Annotated in this window: 10 protein-coding genes and 1 pseudogene; 6 read left to right on the top strand and 5 right to left on the bottom strand. The window is 46.7% G+C overall.

Annotated features, from left to right (window positions below; all coding sequences use genetic code 11):
• Positions 1 to 4 precede the first annotated feature (4 nt).
• Both ACNI23_RS06155 and ACNI23_RS06150 read left to right on the top strand, forming a co-directional pair.
• Positions 5 to 1,159: an ATP-binding response regulator gene (locus ACNI23_RS06155; RefSeq protein ID WP_420247330.1), complete on the top strand. Its 1,155-nt coding sequence runs from the start codon at positions 5 to 7 to the stop codon at positions 1,157 to 1,159.
• A gap of 223 nt (positions 1,160 to 1,382) precedes the next feature.
• Positions 1,383 to 3,899, top strand: coding sequence for a diguanylate cyclase (locus ACNI23_RS06150; RefSeq protein ID WP_420247329.1), 2,517 nt, complete (start codon positions 1,383 to 1,385; stop codon positions 3,897 to 3,899).
• A 96-nt stretch (positions 3,900 to 3,995) separates the two neighbouring features.
• On the opposite strand, the gene ACNI23_RS06145 is transcribed toward ACNI23_RS06150, so the two are convergent.
• From ACNI23_RS06145 to ACNI23_RS06125, 5 genes and pseudogenes are all read right to left on the bottom strand, one after another.
• A complete protein-coding gene (locus ACNI23_RS06145) occupies positions 3,996 to 4,181 on the bottom strand; it encodes an ATP-binding protein (protein WP_420247328.1) in 186 nt (61 codons plus the stop codon).
• 109 nt (positions 4,182 to 4,290) lie between these two features.
• Positions 4,291 to 4,494, bottom strand: a pseudogene (locus tag ACNI23_RS06140) (Nif11-like leader peptide family natural product precursor); the annotation flags it as partial.
• 243 nt (positions 4,495 to 4,737) lie between these two features.
• A complete protein-coding gene (locus ACNI23_RS06135) occupies positions 4,738 to 5,700 on the bottom strand; it encodes a glycyl-radical enzyme activating protein (protein ID WP_420247327.1) in 963 nt (320 codons plus the stop codon).
• Positions 5,701 to 5,824: 124 nt separating this feature from the next.
• The gene (locus ACNI23_RS06130; RefSeq protein WP_420247326.1) at positions 5,825 to 8,215 is read right to left on the bottom strand and encodes a glycyl radical protein; all 2,391 of its coding nucleotides are present in this window, start codon (positions 8,213 to 8,215) and stop codon (positions 5,825 to 5,827) included.
• A 27-nt stretch (positions 8,216 to 8,242) separates the two neighbouring features.
• Positions 8,243 to 8,644 (bottom strand): GlcG/HbpS family heme-binding protein, encoded by a 402-nt coding sequence (locus tag ACNI23_RS06125; protein ID WP_420247325.1) that lies wholly within the window; start codon positions 8,642 to 8,644, stop codon positions 8,243 to 8,245.
• Positions 8,645 to 8,983: 339 nt separating this feature from the next.
• Between ACNI23_RS06125 and ACNI23_RS06120 the strand changes: the two genes are divergently transcribed.
• The 4 genes from ACNI23_RS06120 (at position 8,984) to ACNI23_RS06105 (ending at position 16,066) form a co-directional block, all read left to right on the top strand.
• Positions 8,984 to 10,993, top strand: coding sequence for a PocR ligand-binding domain-containing protein (locus ACNI23_RS06120; RefSeq protein ID WP_420247324.1), 2,010 nt, complete (start codon positions 8,984 to 8,986; stop codon positions 10,991 to 10,993).
• Positions 10,986 to 12,401 (top strand): sigma-54-dependent transcriptional regulator, encoded by a 1,416-nt coding sequence (locus tag ACNI23_RS06115; protein ID WP_420247323.1) that lies wholly within the window; start codon positions 10,986 to 10,988, stop codon positions 12,399 to 12,401. The genes ACNI23_RS06120 and ACNI23_RS06115 overlap by 8 nt, the downstream gene beginning before the upstream one ends.
• A gap of 374 nt (positions 12,402 to 12,775) precedes the next feature.
• The gene (locus ACNI23_RS06110; RefSeq protein ID WP_420247322.1) at positions 12,776 to 13,714 is read left to right on the top strand and encodes a PLP-dependent cysteine synthase family protein; all 939 of its coding nucleotides are present in this window, start codon (positions 12,776 to 12,778) and stop codon (positions 13,712 to 13,714) included.
• A 285-nt stretch (positions 13,715 to 13,999) separates the two neighbouring features.
• Positions 14,000 to 16,066, top strand: a complete 2,067-nt coding sequence (locus ACNI23_RS06105) for a TonB-dependent receptor (RefSeq protein WP_420247321.1) — start codon at positions 14,000 to 14,002, stop codon at positions 16,064 to 16,066.
• The last annotated feature ends 59 nt before the right edge of the window (positions 16,067 to 16,125 follow it).

The raw sequence follows: 16,125 nt of genomic DNA, 5'->3' as shown, positions 1-16,125 counted from the left end.
CTGTATGGAAAAAGCGCGTGTGCTGATAGTTGATGATATGCCAGTGAATATTGAAATGCTAAGTGAAGTGCTTTCCCCTGAATACCGCGTAAGCGTTGCTTTAAATGGATTTGATGCCATTGAATTGGCTACCACTTCTCCCATGCCGGACCTTATCCTGTTGGACATAATGATGCCTGGCATTGATGGGTATCAGGTCTGTAAAATTTTGAAAGAGAATGAAGATTCGCGCCATATTCCTGTTATTTTTGTAACTTCGAGAAACGAAGTGCAGAGTGAAGAAAAGGGATTTGAATTCGGAGCGGTTGACTATGTGGTCAAGCCTTTTAACCCGGCTGTTGTTCTGGCGAGGGTTAAGACTCATATCGCACTATATAATCAGACAAGGCTATTGCAAAACCTTATCGAAGAGCGGACAGCGGCACTTGAAAAAGCCAAAAATGAAGCTGTAACAGCAAACATGGCTAAAAGTAAATTTTTGGCAAATATGAGCCATGAATTGCGTACTCCATTGAATGGAATTATGGGAATGACGCAGCTCCTTAGCAGCTCTAACACATCAAAAGAAAATAAAGAATTTCTTGAATATGCCCAACAAGCATCGACACACATGCTTGATATGGTAAATGACCTGCTTGAACTTTCCAGCGTCGAAGCTGGAAAGATCAAACTTGCTCCGAAAGATTTCAATGTTCGTAAAAGTCTTGAAGGTGTCGTTGCTCATTATAGTAAACAGGCTACAGATAAGGGCCTTAAATTGAACTTTAGTATAAACGAAGATTTTCCATCCACTCTCAATGCCGATATCACGAGGATAAATCAGGTTCTGATAAATCTGCTTAATAACGCGGTTCAATTTACAGAACAAGGCTCCATCGATATATCGGTCTCGGCTGTTGCCGACAGGCATGATACAGTGAAAATGTACTTTACAATAGTAGATACAGGAATAGGCATTGCCGAAGAGCAACATGAAAAAATTTTTGAACCTTTCATCATTGGTGAAGACTATCTGACAAAAAAGTATGGAGGAGCCGGTCTTGGGCTCTCAATATCCAAACAATTGGTTTCGCTAATGGGCGGTAAGCTCTGGCTGGAATCAAGTAGCCGTAATAATACTATTTTCAAATTTTTTGTTCCATGTAAAAAGCTAAAATAGAGTATTGCCGATTCTTTATTTACTTATGAACTTGTTTATTTCACTGGTCGGAAAAACTATGTACTTTGCTTTGCCAAGCATTGCAGAATCCTTAACACTATTTTACTGTATTGTGATTCTTTTGAATTTCTCAGGCAAAAATATATAGTTTTGTGGCCATTTCAAGTTCTCAGGGAGAGTATGTGTTGTGTCTGGAAGTAATGGTCCTTGATTGGAGGTTATCTTGAAAAAACGAGTCTTGCTCCGAATCGTAATAATTTTAATTTTTATTTTAGCTTTAGATATTTTCCTGACAGGCCAGCTTTCAAGAGAGCAGATTAATGACCAAAGGTTGGAAGTTTCTTTGCAATTGGCCGCACTTAGGGCCCGGCTGGAGAAGGAGATTACAAAGAACCTGCTTTTAGTCCAAGGCACTGCTAATTATATTGCAATAGATCCTGATCAATCGCAGGAGAAGTTCGCTAGATATGCCAAGGTAGTGTTGTCTGGGGAGAACCTACTTAAAAATCTTGCTGCTGCACCTGATTTCGTGATGCGTTTTGTTTCTCCGCTGGAAGGCAATCTCGCTATTGTCGGTATGGACTATCGAAAATTGCCAAACCAGTGGGAGCAGGCCAAAAAAGCGCAAGAAACTGGGGACATGGTCATTGCCGGACCCTTGAAATTGGTTCAGGGAGGGTACGGCCTCATAGGCCGCGCCCCGATATTTGTTGAATCTGAAAAAGGAAAAAAGTTCTGGGGCATTATCTCTGCGGTCATTGATGTTGATAAGCTTTTCAAGGTCGTGGATATAAGTGATAACGGCCTTGATATCGCAATTCGCGGTGTTGATGGCTTGGGTGAGGACGGCAAGGTTTTTTTTGGGTCCCCACAACTTTTCACAACCAAAAACGCTGTGCGAATGCCGGTTACATTTCCTTCAGGAAGTTGGGTTCTTGTTGCTATACCTCAAGGAGGGTGGACAAGCAGTCACCCTTTAGCATTTATTGTGCACATTCTTTTGGGGCTGCTTTTGTCTGTTACCAGTTTCGGCGCGTACCGAGCTGCTAAACGAGACTTTGCCATTCAGGCAATTCAGCAAAACCTGAATCAGGCCCAGTCTATTGCTCACCTCGGTAGTTGGAGACTGGACCATATAAATGAAGAAATATGGTGGTCGGATGAGACCTACCGAATTTTTGGAGTAGACAAAGATACTTTTGTCCCTACTCTTGAACGCTTTTTAGACATGGTTCACCCGGAGGATATGAAAAAGGTCCTTGATGCATTCCAATCATCAATGGATTCATGTTCCGAGTATGCGGTGGATCATAGGATAATCCGTCCTAGCGGAGAAGTTCGTCATGTTCAGGAGAGGGGAGGAACCGTTTGCCTTTTTAGCGGGAAGACTCCAGCTCATGCTATGGGAACCGTTCTTGATGTTACTGAACGTGCACTGGCCGAAGAGGAACTCCGGGCCAGCGAAGAAAAAATGAGAGCGATGTCTGAGTCGTCCTATGATGCTGTCATAGTTGTCGATGAAAATGATGTTATTTCTTTTTGGAACTCAGCAGCTGAAAAGATGTTTGGGTGGAAGGCTGAAGAAGTTATCGGTCAGAAGCTTCATCCACTTATTACTCCGAAAGATTATCTGCATCAGGTAGGCGACGGCATGAAGCAATTTGCCCGAACCGGCCAGGGGCCTCTTATTGGTCTGGTCAAGGAAATGCCTGCGGTCCGTAGAAATGGAGAAGTCTTTCTCGCAGAAAGGTCTGTCACATCTTTCAAGCTGGGAGATTCCTACCTCGCTGTCGGTAGTGTGCGAGATATCACAGAACGTAAACATCTCGAACAGAAGCTTCGGCATTCTGCCGATCGCCTAGCCCTAGCTTCAAAAGCAGGAGGCATTGGTGTCTGGGAATGGAACTTACACACTAACGCGTTGGCATGGGACGACCAGATGTTCCGGCTTTACGGTCTGGAACCCGGAGAATTCGATGGAATCTATGAGGTTTGGCAGACCAGGGTGCACCCTGATGATTTGCATGGTGTAGAACAGTCTTTACAGCATTCGATTGAGCACACCGGTTTTTGGGAGTCGGAATTTCGGGTGATCTGGCCGAACGAAGAGGTTCACTGCATTAAGGCGGCAGCACTGATTGAAAAAGACGATGATGGCAAATCAGAATTATTGATTGGAGTGAATTGGGACGTCACCGAGTCTAGGGCGAAAGAGAACCAGTTGCGGCGTATGGCTACTACGGATGATATGACCCAGCTCAACAATCGCCGCTATTTTATTGAACTGGTCAAACGTGAGATAGAGCGAAGCACTCGTTATCCTAGACCTCTTTCGCTTATCATGTTCGATGTCGACAAGTTCAAGGCGGTTAATGACACTTATGGTCATGATGTGGGTGATATGGTGCTCAAGGCAATCGCGACAACTGCAAAGGGGGTCTTGCGTGATGTTGATATTATCGGCCGTCTCGGCGGTGAGGAATTTGCGGTTGGACTTCCTGAAACGGATTTGCATGGTGCCATGCTTCTGGCGGAGCGGTTGCGCGTTGTTTTAAAGGAAGCATTTGTTGAGCTCTCAGATGGGGAAATAGTAGATTTTACAGTCAGCCTTGGAGTTGCTGTGCTGGATAAGTCCATTACGGACGTAGATGTCTTGTTGAAGCATGCGGATCTGGCGCTTTACGCTGCCAAAGAGAATGGTCGTAATCGGGTGGAAGCTTATGACCAAACGATGGACTAATGGTGAATAAGGTTTCGGACTGAACACCTGCTTTAGAATAAGTATAAAAGAAATAAAGACTCCCCTAAACTTATGTTTTAGGGGAGTCTTTGTTCTTTAGCTGTCAGCGCCGTCACTAATAATTGCATTAAAGCCACATTCTGCTTCGCATGCACCGCAATCAGTGCAGTTTTCATTTATTTCATAATAATTGGTTCCAGCGGCATGAATAATGGCCTCGGTAGGGCATGCGCTCTGGCATGCACCGCAGAACTGACATTCTTCAGGGTCTATTTTATGCATTTTTAGCTCTCCAGTAGTGTGTTGTTGTCAAATGACAGGAAACATCGCATGTTTGTTTTGGTTCGTCTTGAGTCTGACGTTGGTACAGGATTGAACCTGTAAATCAGTCTTATGCCCACCAGATAGAGCGTGCGGGTGGGTTCCCGAATGTTGTGAAGTCGTCTCCGGATTCGTGAAGTACCGCGTCCAATTCCTCAATGGTGAAGGTGTACCCCTCTTCGTTTGCGGTAGATACAAATTCATCCTTGGTTCGAATCGCATTGTACTTCAGCTTGATATCTTTGTTTTCTCCGCCTGCAATTAACAAACGCTCTACTTCTTTTTTTTGCCATTATTGTGCTTCCTTTTGGTGAAAAATTAGTTGCTTTTTTGCAATTTTGTTTAATTGTTGTCTGCTGCTGGCTCTATCGTTTGGGTATTGCTAGTTCTGTGCCGAGATATGGTTGTGTTAAGTGACTAAAAAAAAGACAGAGCCTGCCTTCAAGTATTGGAGGCGAGCCCTGTCATTATATTGCGGGTTCTTTTATTTCAATCGGAAGTTGATTTTCTGTTTTTTCTAACCCCCCACTGAAACATTCGGACAGTGCGGTATGACCAGATCTTTCAGCATCATAACATGTTCACGTTCAGGGGGCTTAACGCCATTCAGGGAATATTCACGGTCAAGCTGTTCCCATTTTGGTTCGCCGAGACGATGGTAAGGAAGAATGTCCAGCCCTTCGACACTCTCACCCAGCGATTCAACAAATTTAGCAGTGGCTTTTATGTTTTCTTCCGAGTCATTGCATCCGGGAATGAGCGGTATGCGGATACGTAGCTTTTTGCCTAGCCTTGCAGCCATGCGGATGTTCTCCAGAATCTGCACATTGGGCATTCCTGTCAGCTCTTTGTGTCGATCCGAATCCATGTGTTTGATGTCGGTGAGCACCAGATCGGTGTAATCCAGAACCCTGGCAAATATTTTTGGTGAGCATAAACAGCAGGATTCAATGGCCGTATGTAATCCGCGTTCTTTTGCGTCCTTTAATGCTGCAATCAAAAACGCAGATTGCATGGTCGGTTCTCCACCGGAAAAAGTAACTCCGCCTTCCGAAGTATTGTAAAACGGACGATCGCGCTCAACTTCTTCCATGACTTCTTCAACGGTCAGGTAGCGACCGACAATAGTCATAGACCCGGCATAGCACTTCTCAACACATTCACCGCAATAGGTACATTTGTCACGATCAATGAATACCCCGTCTTCCCGGTATTCAATGGCCTGTTCCGGGCAAAGGGTAGCGCATTTCACACAGCTGATACAGTGGTGAGGGATGCGCATGATTTCAGGCTTACTGCTCATGGATTCCGGGTTCTGGCACCATTTACAGCGCAAGGGACAGCCTTTCAAAAAGACCAATGTGCGAATACCGTTACCGTCATGCACAGCAAAGCGCTGAATATCAAAGACTAATCCTGTAAGATCAGCCTTATTTTTGTCTTCTAAACTAAATTTATGCTGCCGCTCTTTCCATCTCATAAAATTATTCTCACTTTCCCGCTTAAAGTGGCTAAGCCCTATTGAAAAAGTTTGGGATTCTTAAACCCTTTCCAAAGGGTTTAAGGCCTCCGGCAGGACCGCCGGAGGCCTATATGTCATATTCTTAGAAGTTCTGTTCAGTACGGGCGAGGATGTCGTCCTGCAGGGATTTATCGAGCGCGGTGAAGAATGCGCTGTATCCAGCTACGCGGACAACGAGTCCTTTGTGCTTTTCAGGGTTGGCCTGAGCATCAAGCAGGGTATCCCGGCTGATGACGTTGTACTGCACGTGGAAGCCGCCGTTCTGGAAGTATGCTTCGGTAACGGCCTTCAGGTTTTCCAGTCCCTTTTCGCCTTCGATAGCGGAGGGGTGGAATTTCTGGTTAAGCAGGGTACCGTTGGATGCGATTTCGTGGTCCAGTTTGGCAACCGAAAGTACGGATGCGGTGGGGCCGCAGGAATCGTAACCGGAGATAGGCGATACGCCATCTGCCAGCGGTGACCATGCTTTACGTCCGTCAGGGGTAGCCATAACTACGGAACCGAGGGGCACGTTTGCGGAAGCGGGGTACAGGCCGGGCTGGAATTTACCGCCGCGGGGGTTGGTGTACTTGTTTACTTCTTCGCAGTAGATGAGTGCGGCTTCCTTGGCGATTTCGTCGGCGTAATCGTCATCGTTACCGTATTTTGGTGCGCGGTTAACAAGCATCATGCGCAGGTCTTCCTGACCTTCGAAGTCGTTGGCAAGTGCTGCATGCAGGTCTTTGAGTGTGATGGCTTCTTCATCGAAAACCAGTTTCTTGATAGCGGTCAGGGAGTCACCTGCGTTGGCAACACCTACGCCCTGAGGGCCGGTGAAGTTGTAATGCGCTCCGCCTTCCTGCAAGGACTTGGCTTCGGCAATGCAATCATCAACGAGGGAAGAGAGGAAGGGCAGCGGGCAATGCTTGCCGTGAGTCATATCCACAGCGTTGTCAGCGGCAGCCATAAGCTTGACGAAGTAGGAAGTCTGCTGGGTGTATGCTTCCATGACATCTTCGAAGGATTTGAACTCTTCCATCTTGCCGGATTTGGGGCCGATCTGCTTTCCGGTGCGTTGGTCAACACCATCGTTGAGGGCCAGCTCGATGATTTTGGACATGTTGTAGAAAGCTGCGTCGTGCCAGCCTTCAGTCTTTCCGCCCACCTGAGGCTCAACACAACCGATGATACCGTAATCGCGGGCATCTTCACGCTCAAGGCCACGGGCCAGCAGTGCGGGCACGATAACTCTATCGTTGTAGTATGCGGGGTAACCCATACCCATGCGGCTCAGTTCTGCTGCCTTTTTGTACAGCGGATCAGGAGTGCCTTCGTGGATGCGGATGGACAGGGAAGGAGCATAAAGTTTGGTGTTGGCTCCGGCCTGAAGTACCAGATAAGACATGGCGTTGGTTGCATCGGAACCGTCGCGCTTCTGGCCGCCTACGATCAGGTTCATGAACATGGGGTAACCGGCAAAGGCCATGGTGGAGTTTTCGTCGCGGACCTTGTTAAGCTCGGCAAATTTGATCCAGAGCATGTCCAGCATTTCCTGAGCCTGTTCGATGGAGATATCATCTTTCTGCAGGAAGGGGTTCATGTATTGGTCAAAACGCATGGGTGAGATAGAGTGGCCGTTGGATTCGATTTGAATTACCAGATGTACGAACCAGAAGGCCTGCAATGCTTCCTGAAAATTCTCGGCAGGCTGTGCAGGAACCTTGCGGCAGATACGGGCGATTTCGTTCAGTTCGATTCTGCGGGTAGGCTCTTCGCAGGCGGAAGCCATTTTTTCAGCCAGATCGGCAAAGCGGTTTGCAAAAGCGATTACAGCCTTGTTGGCAGTTATAACCGAATTGAGAAAGTGCATTTGGTTGAGCTGTTCACCGTCTGCGAAATCAAGGGTAGCCAGTTTGTCTTCGGCCTGCTTGATGATAGCGTTGATGCCGACGTTAAGGACTTTTTCATAGTTGGCGGAGATGTGTCCTACGCCGTTATAGAAGTAGTTACCTACAGTGTAGACAACATCGTTGTGCGCTTCGAGAGATTCGGCGGGCATAAGCTGGGATGCAATTTCATTAACGGTCTTGCCGTCCCAATAGGTGAAGGCTTCGCGCAGCTTGGCTTTTACGTCTTCAGAAATAAGGAATACGTCAGCGGTTCTTTTTTCTAGGCGGTCCAGTTCGTCTTCAACCCATTTGCAGGAGAATTCAGGAAAGATGGGCGCGGAACGGGGCATGGAGCACTGGTTACCGACAATGAGTTCATCGTCCTGAATGAAAATGGACATGCCGGAAAGGATTTTTTCCAGAGCCTTGGCACGGCGGATAGGCATGGGCTGGCCTTCTGTTTCCTTGTAGGATTCAGTGATCAGCACCGCACGTTCAGCGCAGACTGCCGGGGCGGTATTCAAGAAACGATCAAGGGTCTTAGCTACTCTGCCGGATGCGCCGACTGTTTTGGGGATTTCAACGCTGGGTTTGTTCTTAGTCATTTTCCACTCCTTAAAATTGGTAAAAACTTATTTAAAAGCTGCAAGACCTGCTTCCGCACAGGCTGTGTCCTGCGCAACACTTCCACCACTGACACCTATTCCACCGATTACTTTTCCGTTTTTTTCAATGGGCAGTCCGCCACCGAAAATGACAATGCGTCCATTGTCAGCGTTGTGGATGCCGTAGAGTTCTCCTCCGGGCTGAGATACCGAGCATAGGGTTTCGGTACTCATCTTGGCGGCAACGGCGGTGTAGGCTTTGTTCAGGGACAGATCGATGCTCACTAAAAGGGCATCATCCATGCGGACCTGAGCAAGAAGATTTCCCCCCTGATCAACCACGGCGATGACCATTGGCACACCGATTTCTTCCGCTTTCTTCTGTGCGGCAGCGACCATGCGCAGCGCAATTTCTGTTGTTACCGGCATCGGTTTTCCTTCAGTTAAAATTTGATAAAATCCATTCACCTTCCATCATGTTATGGATTCCCTAAAGAGAAAAACGTGCCATGTGTGGTTCTGTTTTGTTTTTACAGGGGTTAGGCCTGCTTGGTGACTTCTGAAACATAATAATGTTGCAAACAGGGTGTCAGCGCAGGTTGACAAAGGATGAAAGATGTGAGGCTTTTTGAGGGGTAAAAGTAAATGTTTAAAGTGTGTTATGTCGAGGGTGTTTGTTTGGTTGACACGTGGTTTACCAAGGTTGTCAACCGGGGCTGCTTCAGGGGAAGAATAGGATGATTGCATTGGGTGGTGGATGTGTTTACCGTGGTTTTAGGACAATCAATGGTAGGTGTCGGGGCTGGCATTGAAAATGCTGTGACCTGTGCAGGATGTAATAGGTCGGGACCGCTAAAAAATTATTTTCCTGAAAGCAGCATGGGCAAAATGGAAGCAGATAAAATAAAAGATAAGAAATTAGATGTTCATGAGGACTTAATTGAAGAGCTGAACACTTTGCGTGGCAGGGTGGCAGAACTTGAAGAGTCCCATTTTCGGTGTGAGAATTTTAACGGAAACTACAGATTGAATGCGGTTATCCCTGATTCACAGGATGAGAGCAGACAGCACCGCTTTGAAGATTATTTCGATGTTGAGGCTATTCAGCGTATTCAGGATGCTTTTTCTGAAGCCACGCGGGTTGCCTCAGTCATTACCGATCTGGAAGGACGGCCCATCACCAAGCCAAGCCGTTTCTGCCGCTTCTGCGATTTGATCCGGAGCACGGATAAGGGCATGTCCAACTGCATGCGTTCCGATGCCTCTTTCGGGACCAAAAGCCCCTTGGAACCAATCATGCGTCCATGCCTCAGCGGCGGGCTCTGGGATGGCGGAACCAGTTTTTATGTGGGTGACCGCCACATCGCCAACTGGATTATCGGTCAGGTGCGCTGCCCGCCTACCAATGATGACCGCATTCGCCGATATGCCCGCGAAATCGGTGCTGACGAAGATCAGCTGATGGAAGCTCTTGCCGAAGTTCCGTCCATGTCCAGAGATCAGTTTTTGAGTGTCTGCAATGCGCTTTGTCTAATTGCCAATCAGATGTCCATTCTGGCTCGCAAGAACTTTTTGCAGGCTCAGGCCATTGCCAGACGCCGCGTTGTTGAAGTCGCTCTGCGTGAGAGTGAAGAGCGTTTTCGTCAGCTTTCGCAGTCTACTTTTGAAGCAATTTTCATTCATCATGAAGGGGAGATTCTGACCGCCAACCGTGCCGGACTGCATCTCTTTGGCTACTCGCAGGAGGAGCTTGCCGGACTCAATATCGATGACCTTGCCGACCCGGAGCACCGCGAAATCGTGCGGTTGCATACTTCCCGCAATCGCAGGACCCGTTTTAATGCGAATTTTCGTTGCCGGGACGGGCGAATGCTCATTTGTGAAATTCAGCAGCGGGATATTATTTTTCAGGGCGAAAAGGTTGGGGTCTGCGCTATCCGCGATATTACTGAACGCGTAGAATCCGAACGGCAGGCCAAGGAAAAGCAACAGCAGCTCATTCAGGCTGATAAAATGGTTTCACTGGGGGTTCTGGTTTCAGGTATGGCCCATGAAATCAACAATCCCAACAGTTTTATGACTCTCAATCTGCCTCTGTTGGATGAAATATGGCGCGACATCACCCCCATTCTTGAGGATTACTATCACGAAAACGGCGACTTTCTTGCCGGGGGTCTGGAATATGGTGAGTTGCGCAATTTCATGCCTGACCTCTTGGCTCGTATGCAGGAAGGAGCAAGCCGTATCAGCGGAATTGTAAATAGCCTCAAGGATTATTCCCGGCTTGAACCCGGAGAATTGATGTGGGAAGTTGATCTGGTAGACGTGGTTGATAACTCCCTGCGGCTGCTGGAAAATCTTATCAGCAAGAAGACTGCCCGTTTTGAAATGGACCTTGCTACAAAACTTCCGAAGGTGCGTGGCAATTCGCAGCGAATTTCACAGGTGTTGATCAACCTGCTGGTTAATTCTTGCGAAGCCTTAACTGACCGCAATCAGAGTATTTTGCTGTCTTCAAGATTTAATACTAAGGATCAAGTGGTCGAGATTGAGGTCCGGGATGAAGGAGTGGGAATTGCCGAGGAGCATTTCAAGAAGATCACCGATCCATTTTTCACTACTAAACGGACCAGTGGAGGCACCGGTCTGGGCTTGTCCGTATCATCTACAATTGTGCAGGAACATGGCGGTCGGCTGGAGTTTTCAGCTAATCCCGGCGGGGGGACCATTGCAAAATTTTCAATTCCGGTAATCACTGACGGGGAAAATGATGAGTAAAAGTACAGGGCAGACACCAAGGTATCCATTACTGCTGGTTGATGATGAGGATTCGTGGTTGCAGAGTTTCCGGGCCACCCTGCGTTCGCAGGGTATTGATAACGTTGTTCTGTTGAGTGACGGCACAAAGACTATGCAAACGCTTGCTCAGCGCCAGTTTTGCGCTGTAGCCGTAGATTTGATGATGCCCGGTGTTTCCGGAGAAGAACTTATCCCGCAGATTGTGGAAGAGCATCCAGAGCTTCCGGTGCTGGTCATTTCGGGCCTGAATGAAATCAAGGCCGTGGTCAATTGCATCCGCAAGGGTGCCTTCGACTTCATCGTTAAAACCGAGGACCGCAACACGCTCATCGCCGGGGTCCGTCACGCCATTGAAATTTTCGAGCTGCGTCAAGAGAACAAATCCCTGCAACAGCGTTTTTTCAAGGATTCACCGGACCGCCCTGAGCTTTTTTCGGAGATTGTCACCGCCCATAAGGATATGATCTCCATCTTTAAATATATTGAGGCCATTGCCGAGACTTCCCGGCCGGTCTTAGTTACCGGGGAATCTGGAGTAGGCAAAGAGCTCGTTGCCCTGGCAGTGCATAATGCCAGCGGTCGAAAGGGTGATTTTGTCCCCGTGAATGTTGCCGGACTGGATGACAATGTTTTTTCCGATACTCTTTTCGGTCATAAGAAAGGTGCTTTTACCGGGGCTTCAGAAGCGCGCATCGGTCTGGTGGAGAAGGCCAAGAACGGGACCCTGTTTCTTGATGAAATCGGCGATCTCAGTCCGGCCTCCCAGACCAAGCTGCTGAGATTGTTGCAAGAGCACGAGTTCATGCCGTTGGGATCTGACATGGCTAAACGCTCCAGCGCGAGAATTATTACCGCCACCCACCAATCTTTCAAGGCTATGCAGGAGCAGGGCAAATTCCGTAAGGATCTTTTTTTCCGGTTGCGCGGGCATATGTTGAACATACCGCCGCTAAGGGAGCGCAGAGGGGATCTGCCGTTGCTTATTTCCCATTTTCTTAATGAGGTTCAGGCTGAAACTTCCAGCGAAGTTGAAGCGGATGTTCATGAGCTATCTGCTTTTCTGGATAGCTATCCCTTTCCGGGAAATGTACGCGAATTGCAGCATCTGGTTCACGATGCCGCAAGCATCTGCGGCTACAAAGAACTTAAGCCTGAGCATTTTAAAAAATTGCTCGTAGTACCGGGGGAATCCCTTGAAAAAGTTGCTCCGGTTTCTGATTCCGAAGAAAGCGTTAGTTTCGGTATCCGCCTACCGACCCTGCAAGAGGTCCGAGCCAGACTTATTGATGAAGCCTTGCATCGTACCAAGGGTAATCAGTCCTCCGCCGCCCAGCTTATCGGAGTTACCCGGCAGGCGGTTAGTAAGTATTTGAAGAAGAATGGGTAGGTTGAAAATAGACTAATTAAAAATAGGAAAGAGTAGAAGGATATATTACGACAGCAGTATATGTATGAGAAGCAAACTGGATATTATGATTTAGTCTTTATAGTGGATGGTTCATATCTCACACACAATTATCACTTGCAGAACTAATTGTTGAACCTAGCGAACGTTATCCAGCTATTTTTGTGCGGTGACAGATCGAGTGTGTCTACTGTAAACGGCTAAATTACAGTCTTATTTTGCTGGCTGTTTTGTGTATTGATTCATCTTAAACTATAATTTTGTCTCGACAGCTTTGTTTGACAAAGCTCTTACAGACTTTTAGTTGAAAATGAATTTTAATTTCATAAAATACCCAGACATCATAGGAGTGTAAAATGATATTAGAGAATGTCCTTAAATGTGTAGGAAATACGCCATGTTTTGGCTTGAATATTGGCAATGGTATCGTTCATGCCAAGGCTGAATTCATGAATCCAAGTGGTTCTGTGAAGGATCGTGTAGCAGCAAGAATTATCGACCTTGCAATCAAGGATGGGAGCTTGCGTCCGGGAATGTGCATTGCAGAGGCTTCCAGCGGTAACATGGGAATTTCGTTGGCAATGACCGGAGCTGCCTACGGTTATGATGTGACCATTTATATGTGCGAGACTGCGAGTGTTGAACGTCGGAATATTATGCGTATACTCGGCGCGAATGTAATACTTACTCCGGCGCATCAGAGCGTCGGCGGGGCTGTCGAGGCTCTGAAGGTTGATGCCGTTTCAAATCCCAATCTATTTCTCGTCAATCAATTCAGCAACAAAGAAAATATACTTGCCCATTACAATGGAACAGGAAAGGAAATCTGGGAAGATACGGACGGTAATATTGATTGTTTCATAAATGGAATAGGCAGCGGCGGGACATTGATGGGCGTTGGTTCATATCTGAGAGAGCGTAATCCCGATGTATGCTTGATTGCCGTTGAGCCTAAAGGCGCGGCCGCGCTCCTTGGGCATAAACCTAAGGTACACAGCATTGAAGGTATCGGGGATGGTTTTCTGCCGGAAATTGTCGACCCGCAATCAATCGATTCTATTATTGAAATTTCAGATTCGCAGGCCATTAAGTATGCCCAGATGTTGGCCCGTGAAATGGGAGTTTTTGTTGGAATGTCAGCAGGAGCAAATCTCGCAGCCGCCGCAATGATAATGGAAAAACACCCTGACTGGCGTGTGGCTACGATCCTCCCGGACCGGGCTGAGCGTTACTTCAGTACTCAACTTTTCAATGAACAGACAACAGATGCCGAAAAAGCTCGTTCTGCTGCCTGATCATACAATCCAAAACAGCCTATTCAGCTATATAAAAGTTGATTCTAATGAATTGAACTTAGCTCAACAGGAGCAGTGCCCGGACGGCTTTAATCGCGTCAAGGCGCTGCTCCTGTTTTTGTATTACCAATTATTTCAGCCTGATTCGTTTCAGTTGATGAAAGGAATAATTCACACAATGCAAGATTGATATTGAAAGTCAATATAAATACATCCTGAAATAACCAAATCCTCATGAGGTGCAAAGGAAAATTATACTTATGGGGCTTTATCAGGAGTGAAAGAATGAAGATGAAGAAGATTTATGGAGCTATGACGCTGGTCGTTGTGTTGCTGCTGACGACCGCGGCATATGCTGAGGAAAAGAAAGAGTATCAACTCGAAAGTATGACAGTCACCGCTCAGAAGGTTGGTGAAGACATTCAGGATGTCCCGATAAGTATTTCTGCTTTCTCGGATGTCACGCTTGAGGAGAAGGAAATCAATAAGTTCGACGATTTGATCCAGTATGTCCCAAACATGTTTTTACGCAAAAACAGTGTGGACAGTGAAATCGTCATCAGGGGTATTTCCTCTTACGCCAGTTCTCTGTTCTCTACTGCGGGTTTTTATGTGGATGGTGTCAACTATCCTATCCACCAGATGCAGGACATGGATTTTATCGATATTGAGCGCGTTGAAGTACTGAAGGGGCCTCAAGGTGTTCTATATGGCCGCAACTCTCAGGCCGGTGTTGTCAGTATCATTACAAAGCAACCTACAAATGAATTCTCTGCAAAATTATATGCGGATATTGGTGCATGGAACACTAATGATTCAAAATTCATTTTTAGAGAGGGTTTTAACGCAAATATTCCTCTGAAAGAAGATGTCTTCAATATGAGAGTAAGCCTCCAAAAAGAAGATTCCAAGGGCTGGATGAAGAATATTTATAGTAACGATGATGCCATGGAAGTAGATCATATTGGAGGTAGGGCTACTGCTCTTTGGACTCCTAATGATGATCTGAACATTACATTTATTTTTGAAGGCAGAAATAAAGATGATGGTATTGGGGTCTATCGTTTTAAAAGCGGCGAATACTCTACACCACGCAATGAGATTGCATGGGATGGCAGCAATAGAAACGAAGTCTATTCCGATTCTGAGATTATCAAAATGGAATATGATGCAGGCTATTTTGATATTACTTCCATTACCGGTCGTCATGGATACTTTCAGAAGTATGTAAACGATTATGACATGAGTACTCAAGCCTTTGGTGATTCCGGCAGTACTTACGATGTACAGGTTATCAGCGAAGAGTTCAGACTTTCTTCCAAGAAAGATGAAAATGCTGTGATCGACTGGCTTGGCGGAATTTATGCTTACAAAGAGGATCTGAATACAGATTATTTCGGATATGGAAAGCATAATACTGACCAAGATAACTGGGGGACAGCATTATTCGGTCAGGGAACATGGAATATGACTCCTGACTGGCACCTCACTTTGGGAGCACGTGTAGATTACGTTAATTTGGACGGTAAAAAGGATCTTGATCTTACGGATTTCGGTGAGGGGACAAGCACTCTCAAAGGCAGCATAAGTTCTGTTGAATTTCTCCCCAGTGCAACCGTTACTTATAACATTACTCCAGATATCACTTCTTATGCCAAGGTTAGCAGGGGATATCTCGCCGGTGGTTTTGACTACGCTACCTCTGTCACTGATGAGCAATTCAAATACGATCCTGAATACAGCATGAACTACGAATTAGGCATGAAGTCCAGTTGGCTTGAGAAAAGCCTGACTGCAAACGTAGCCGCGTTTTATATCGATATTACCGATAAGCAAGTAGCCCAGTTGGAGCCTATTGCCACCAACCCTGACAACAGACGAATTGTAAACGCCGCTAAAGCCCAGTCCTATGGTGCAGAGCTCGAACTTCAGTTCAAGCCCATTGATGGACTGTTGCTGACATCTTCTGTCGGTTACGTGAACAGCCGTTTGCGTGATTGGAAAACAGTTGAAGATCCTTTTGACTACGACGGAAAGAAAACTCCCGGCTCTCCTGACTGGACCTACTCTTTTGGCGCTACCTACCGTTGGGATAACGGCTTCATGGTCAGTGCGGATTGCACAGGTCTCAGTTCCTATTACACTGATCCCAAAAACCTGAATGAAGTTGAAGGACGTTTCTTAGTTAACCCGAGTATTGGCTACGAAGGTGAAAACTTCGATGTGCTTCTCTGGGCGAAAAACGTTTTCAACGAAGATTACACCGAGAACGAATGGGACTGGGCCGGCAGCACTCTGGTTCAGCAGGGCGAACCGGGATCGTACGGTGTCCGGATTGGCTATCACTTTTAAAAATACATAGTCCGGTCCGTACCATTTAACGCGGACCGGACGATTCAAAGGAGAATAAA

It is taken from the genome of Maridesulfovibrio pacificus (SeqCode), from assembly GCF_048612815.1.
Lineage (GTDB): Bacteria > Desulfobacterota > Desulfovibrionia > Desulfovibrionales > Desulfovibrionaceae > Maridesulfovibrio > Maridesulfovibrio pacificus.
Note: the sequence above shows the minus strand (reverse complement) of the source record. Positions and strands in the feature narration are given on the sequence as shown.

What these genes read in the sequence shown, in the direction of transcription:
- ACNI23_RS06155 (WP_420247330.1), top strand. Translation starts at nt 5, where the DNA reads ATGGAAAAAGCGCGTGTGCTGATAGTTGATGATATGCCAGTGAATATT.
- ACNI23_RS06145 (WP_420247328.1), bottom strand. Translation starts at nt 4,181, where the DNA reads ATGCATAAAATAGACCCTGAAGAATGTCAGTTCTGCGGTGCATGCCAG.
- ACNI23_RS06135 (WP_420247327.1), bottom strand. Translation starts at nt 5,700, where the DNA reads ATGAGATGGAAAGAGCGGCAGCATAAATTTAGTTTAGAAGACAAAAAT.
- ACNI23_RS06130 (WP_420247326.1), bottom strand. Translation starts at nt 8,215, where the DNA reads ATGACTAAGAACAAACCCAGCGTTGAAATCCCCAAAACAGTCGGCGCA.
- ACNI23_RS06125 (WP_420247325.1), bottom strand. Translation starts at nt 8,644, where the DNA reads ATGCCGGTAACAACAGAAATTGCGCTGCGCATGGTCGCTGCCGCACAG.
- ACNI23_RS06115 (WP_420247323.1), top strand. Translation starts at nt 10,986, where the DNA reads ATGAGTAAAAGTACAGGGCAGACACCAAGGTATCCATTACTGCTGGTT.
- ACNI23_RS06110 (WP_420247322.1), top strand. Translation starts at nt 12,776, where the DNA reads ATGATATTAGAGAATGTCCTTAAATGTGTAGGAAATACGCCATGTTTT.
- ACNI23_RS06105 (WP_420247321.1), top strand. Translation starts at nt 14,000, where the DNA reads ATGAAGATGAAGAAGATTTATGGAGCTATGACGCTGGTCGTTGTGTTG.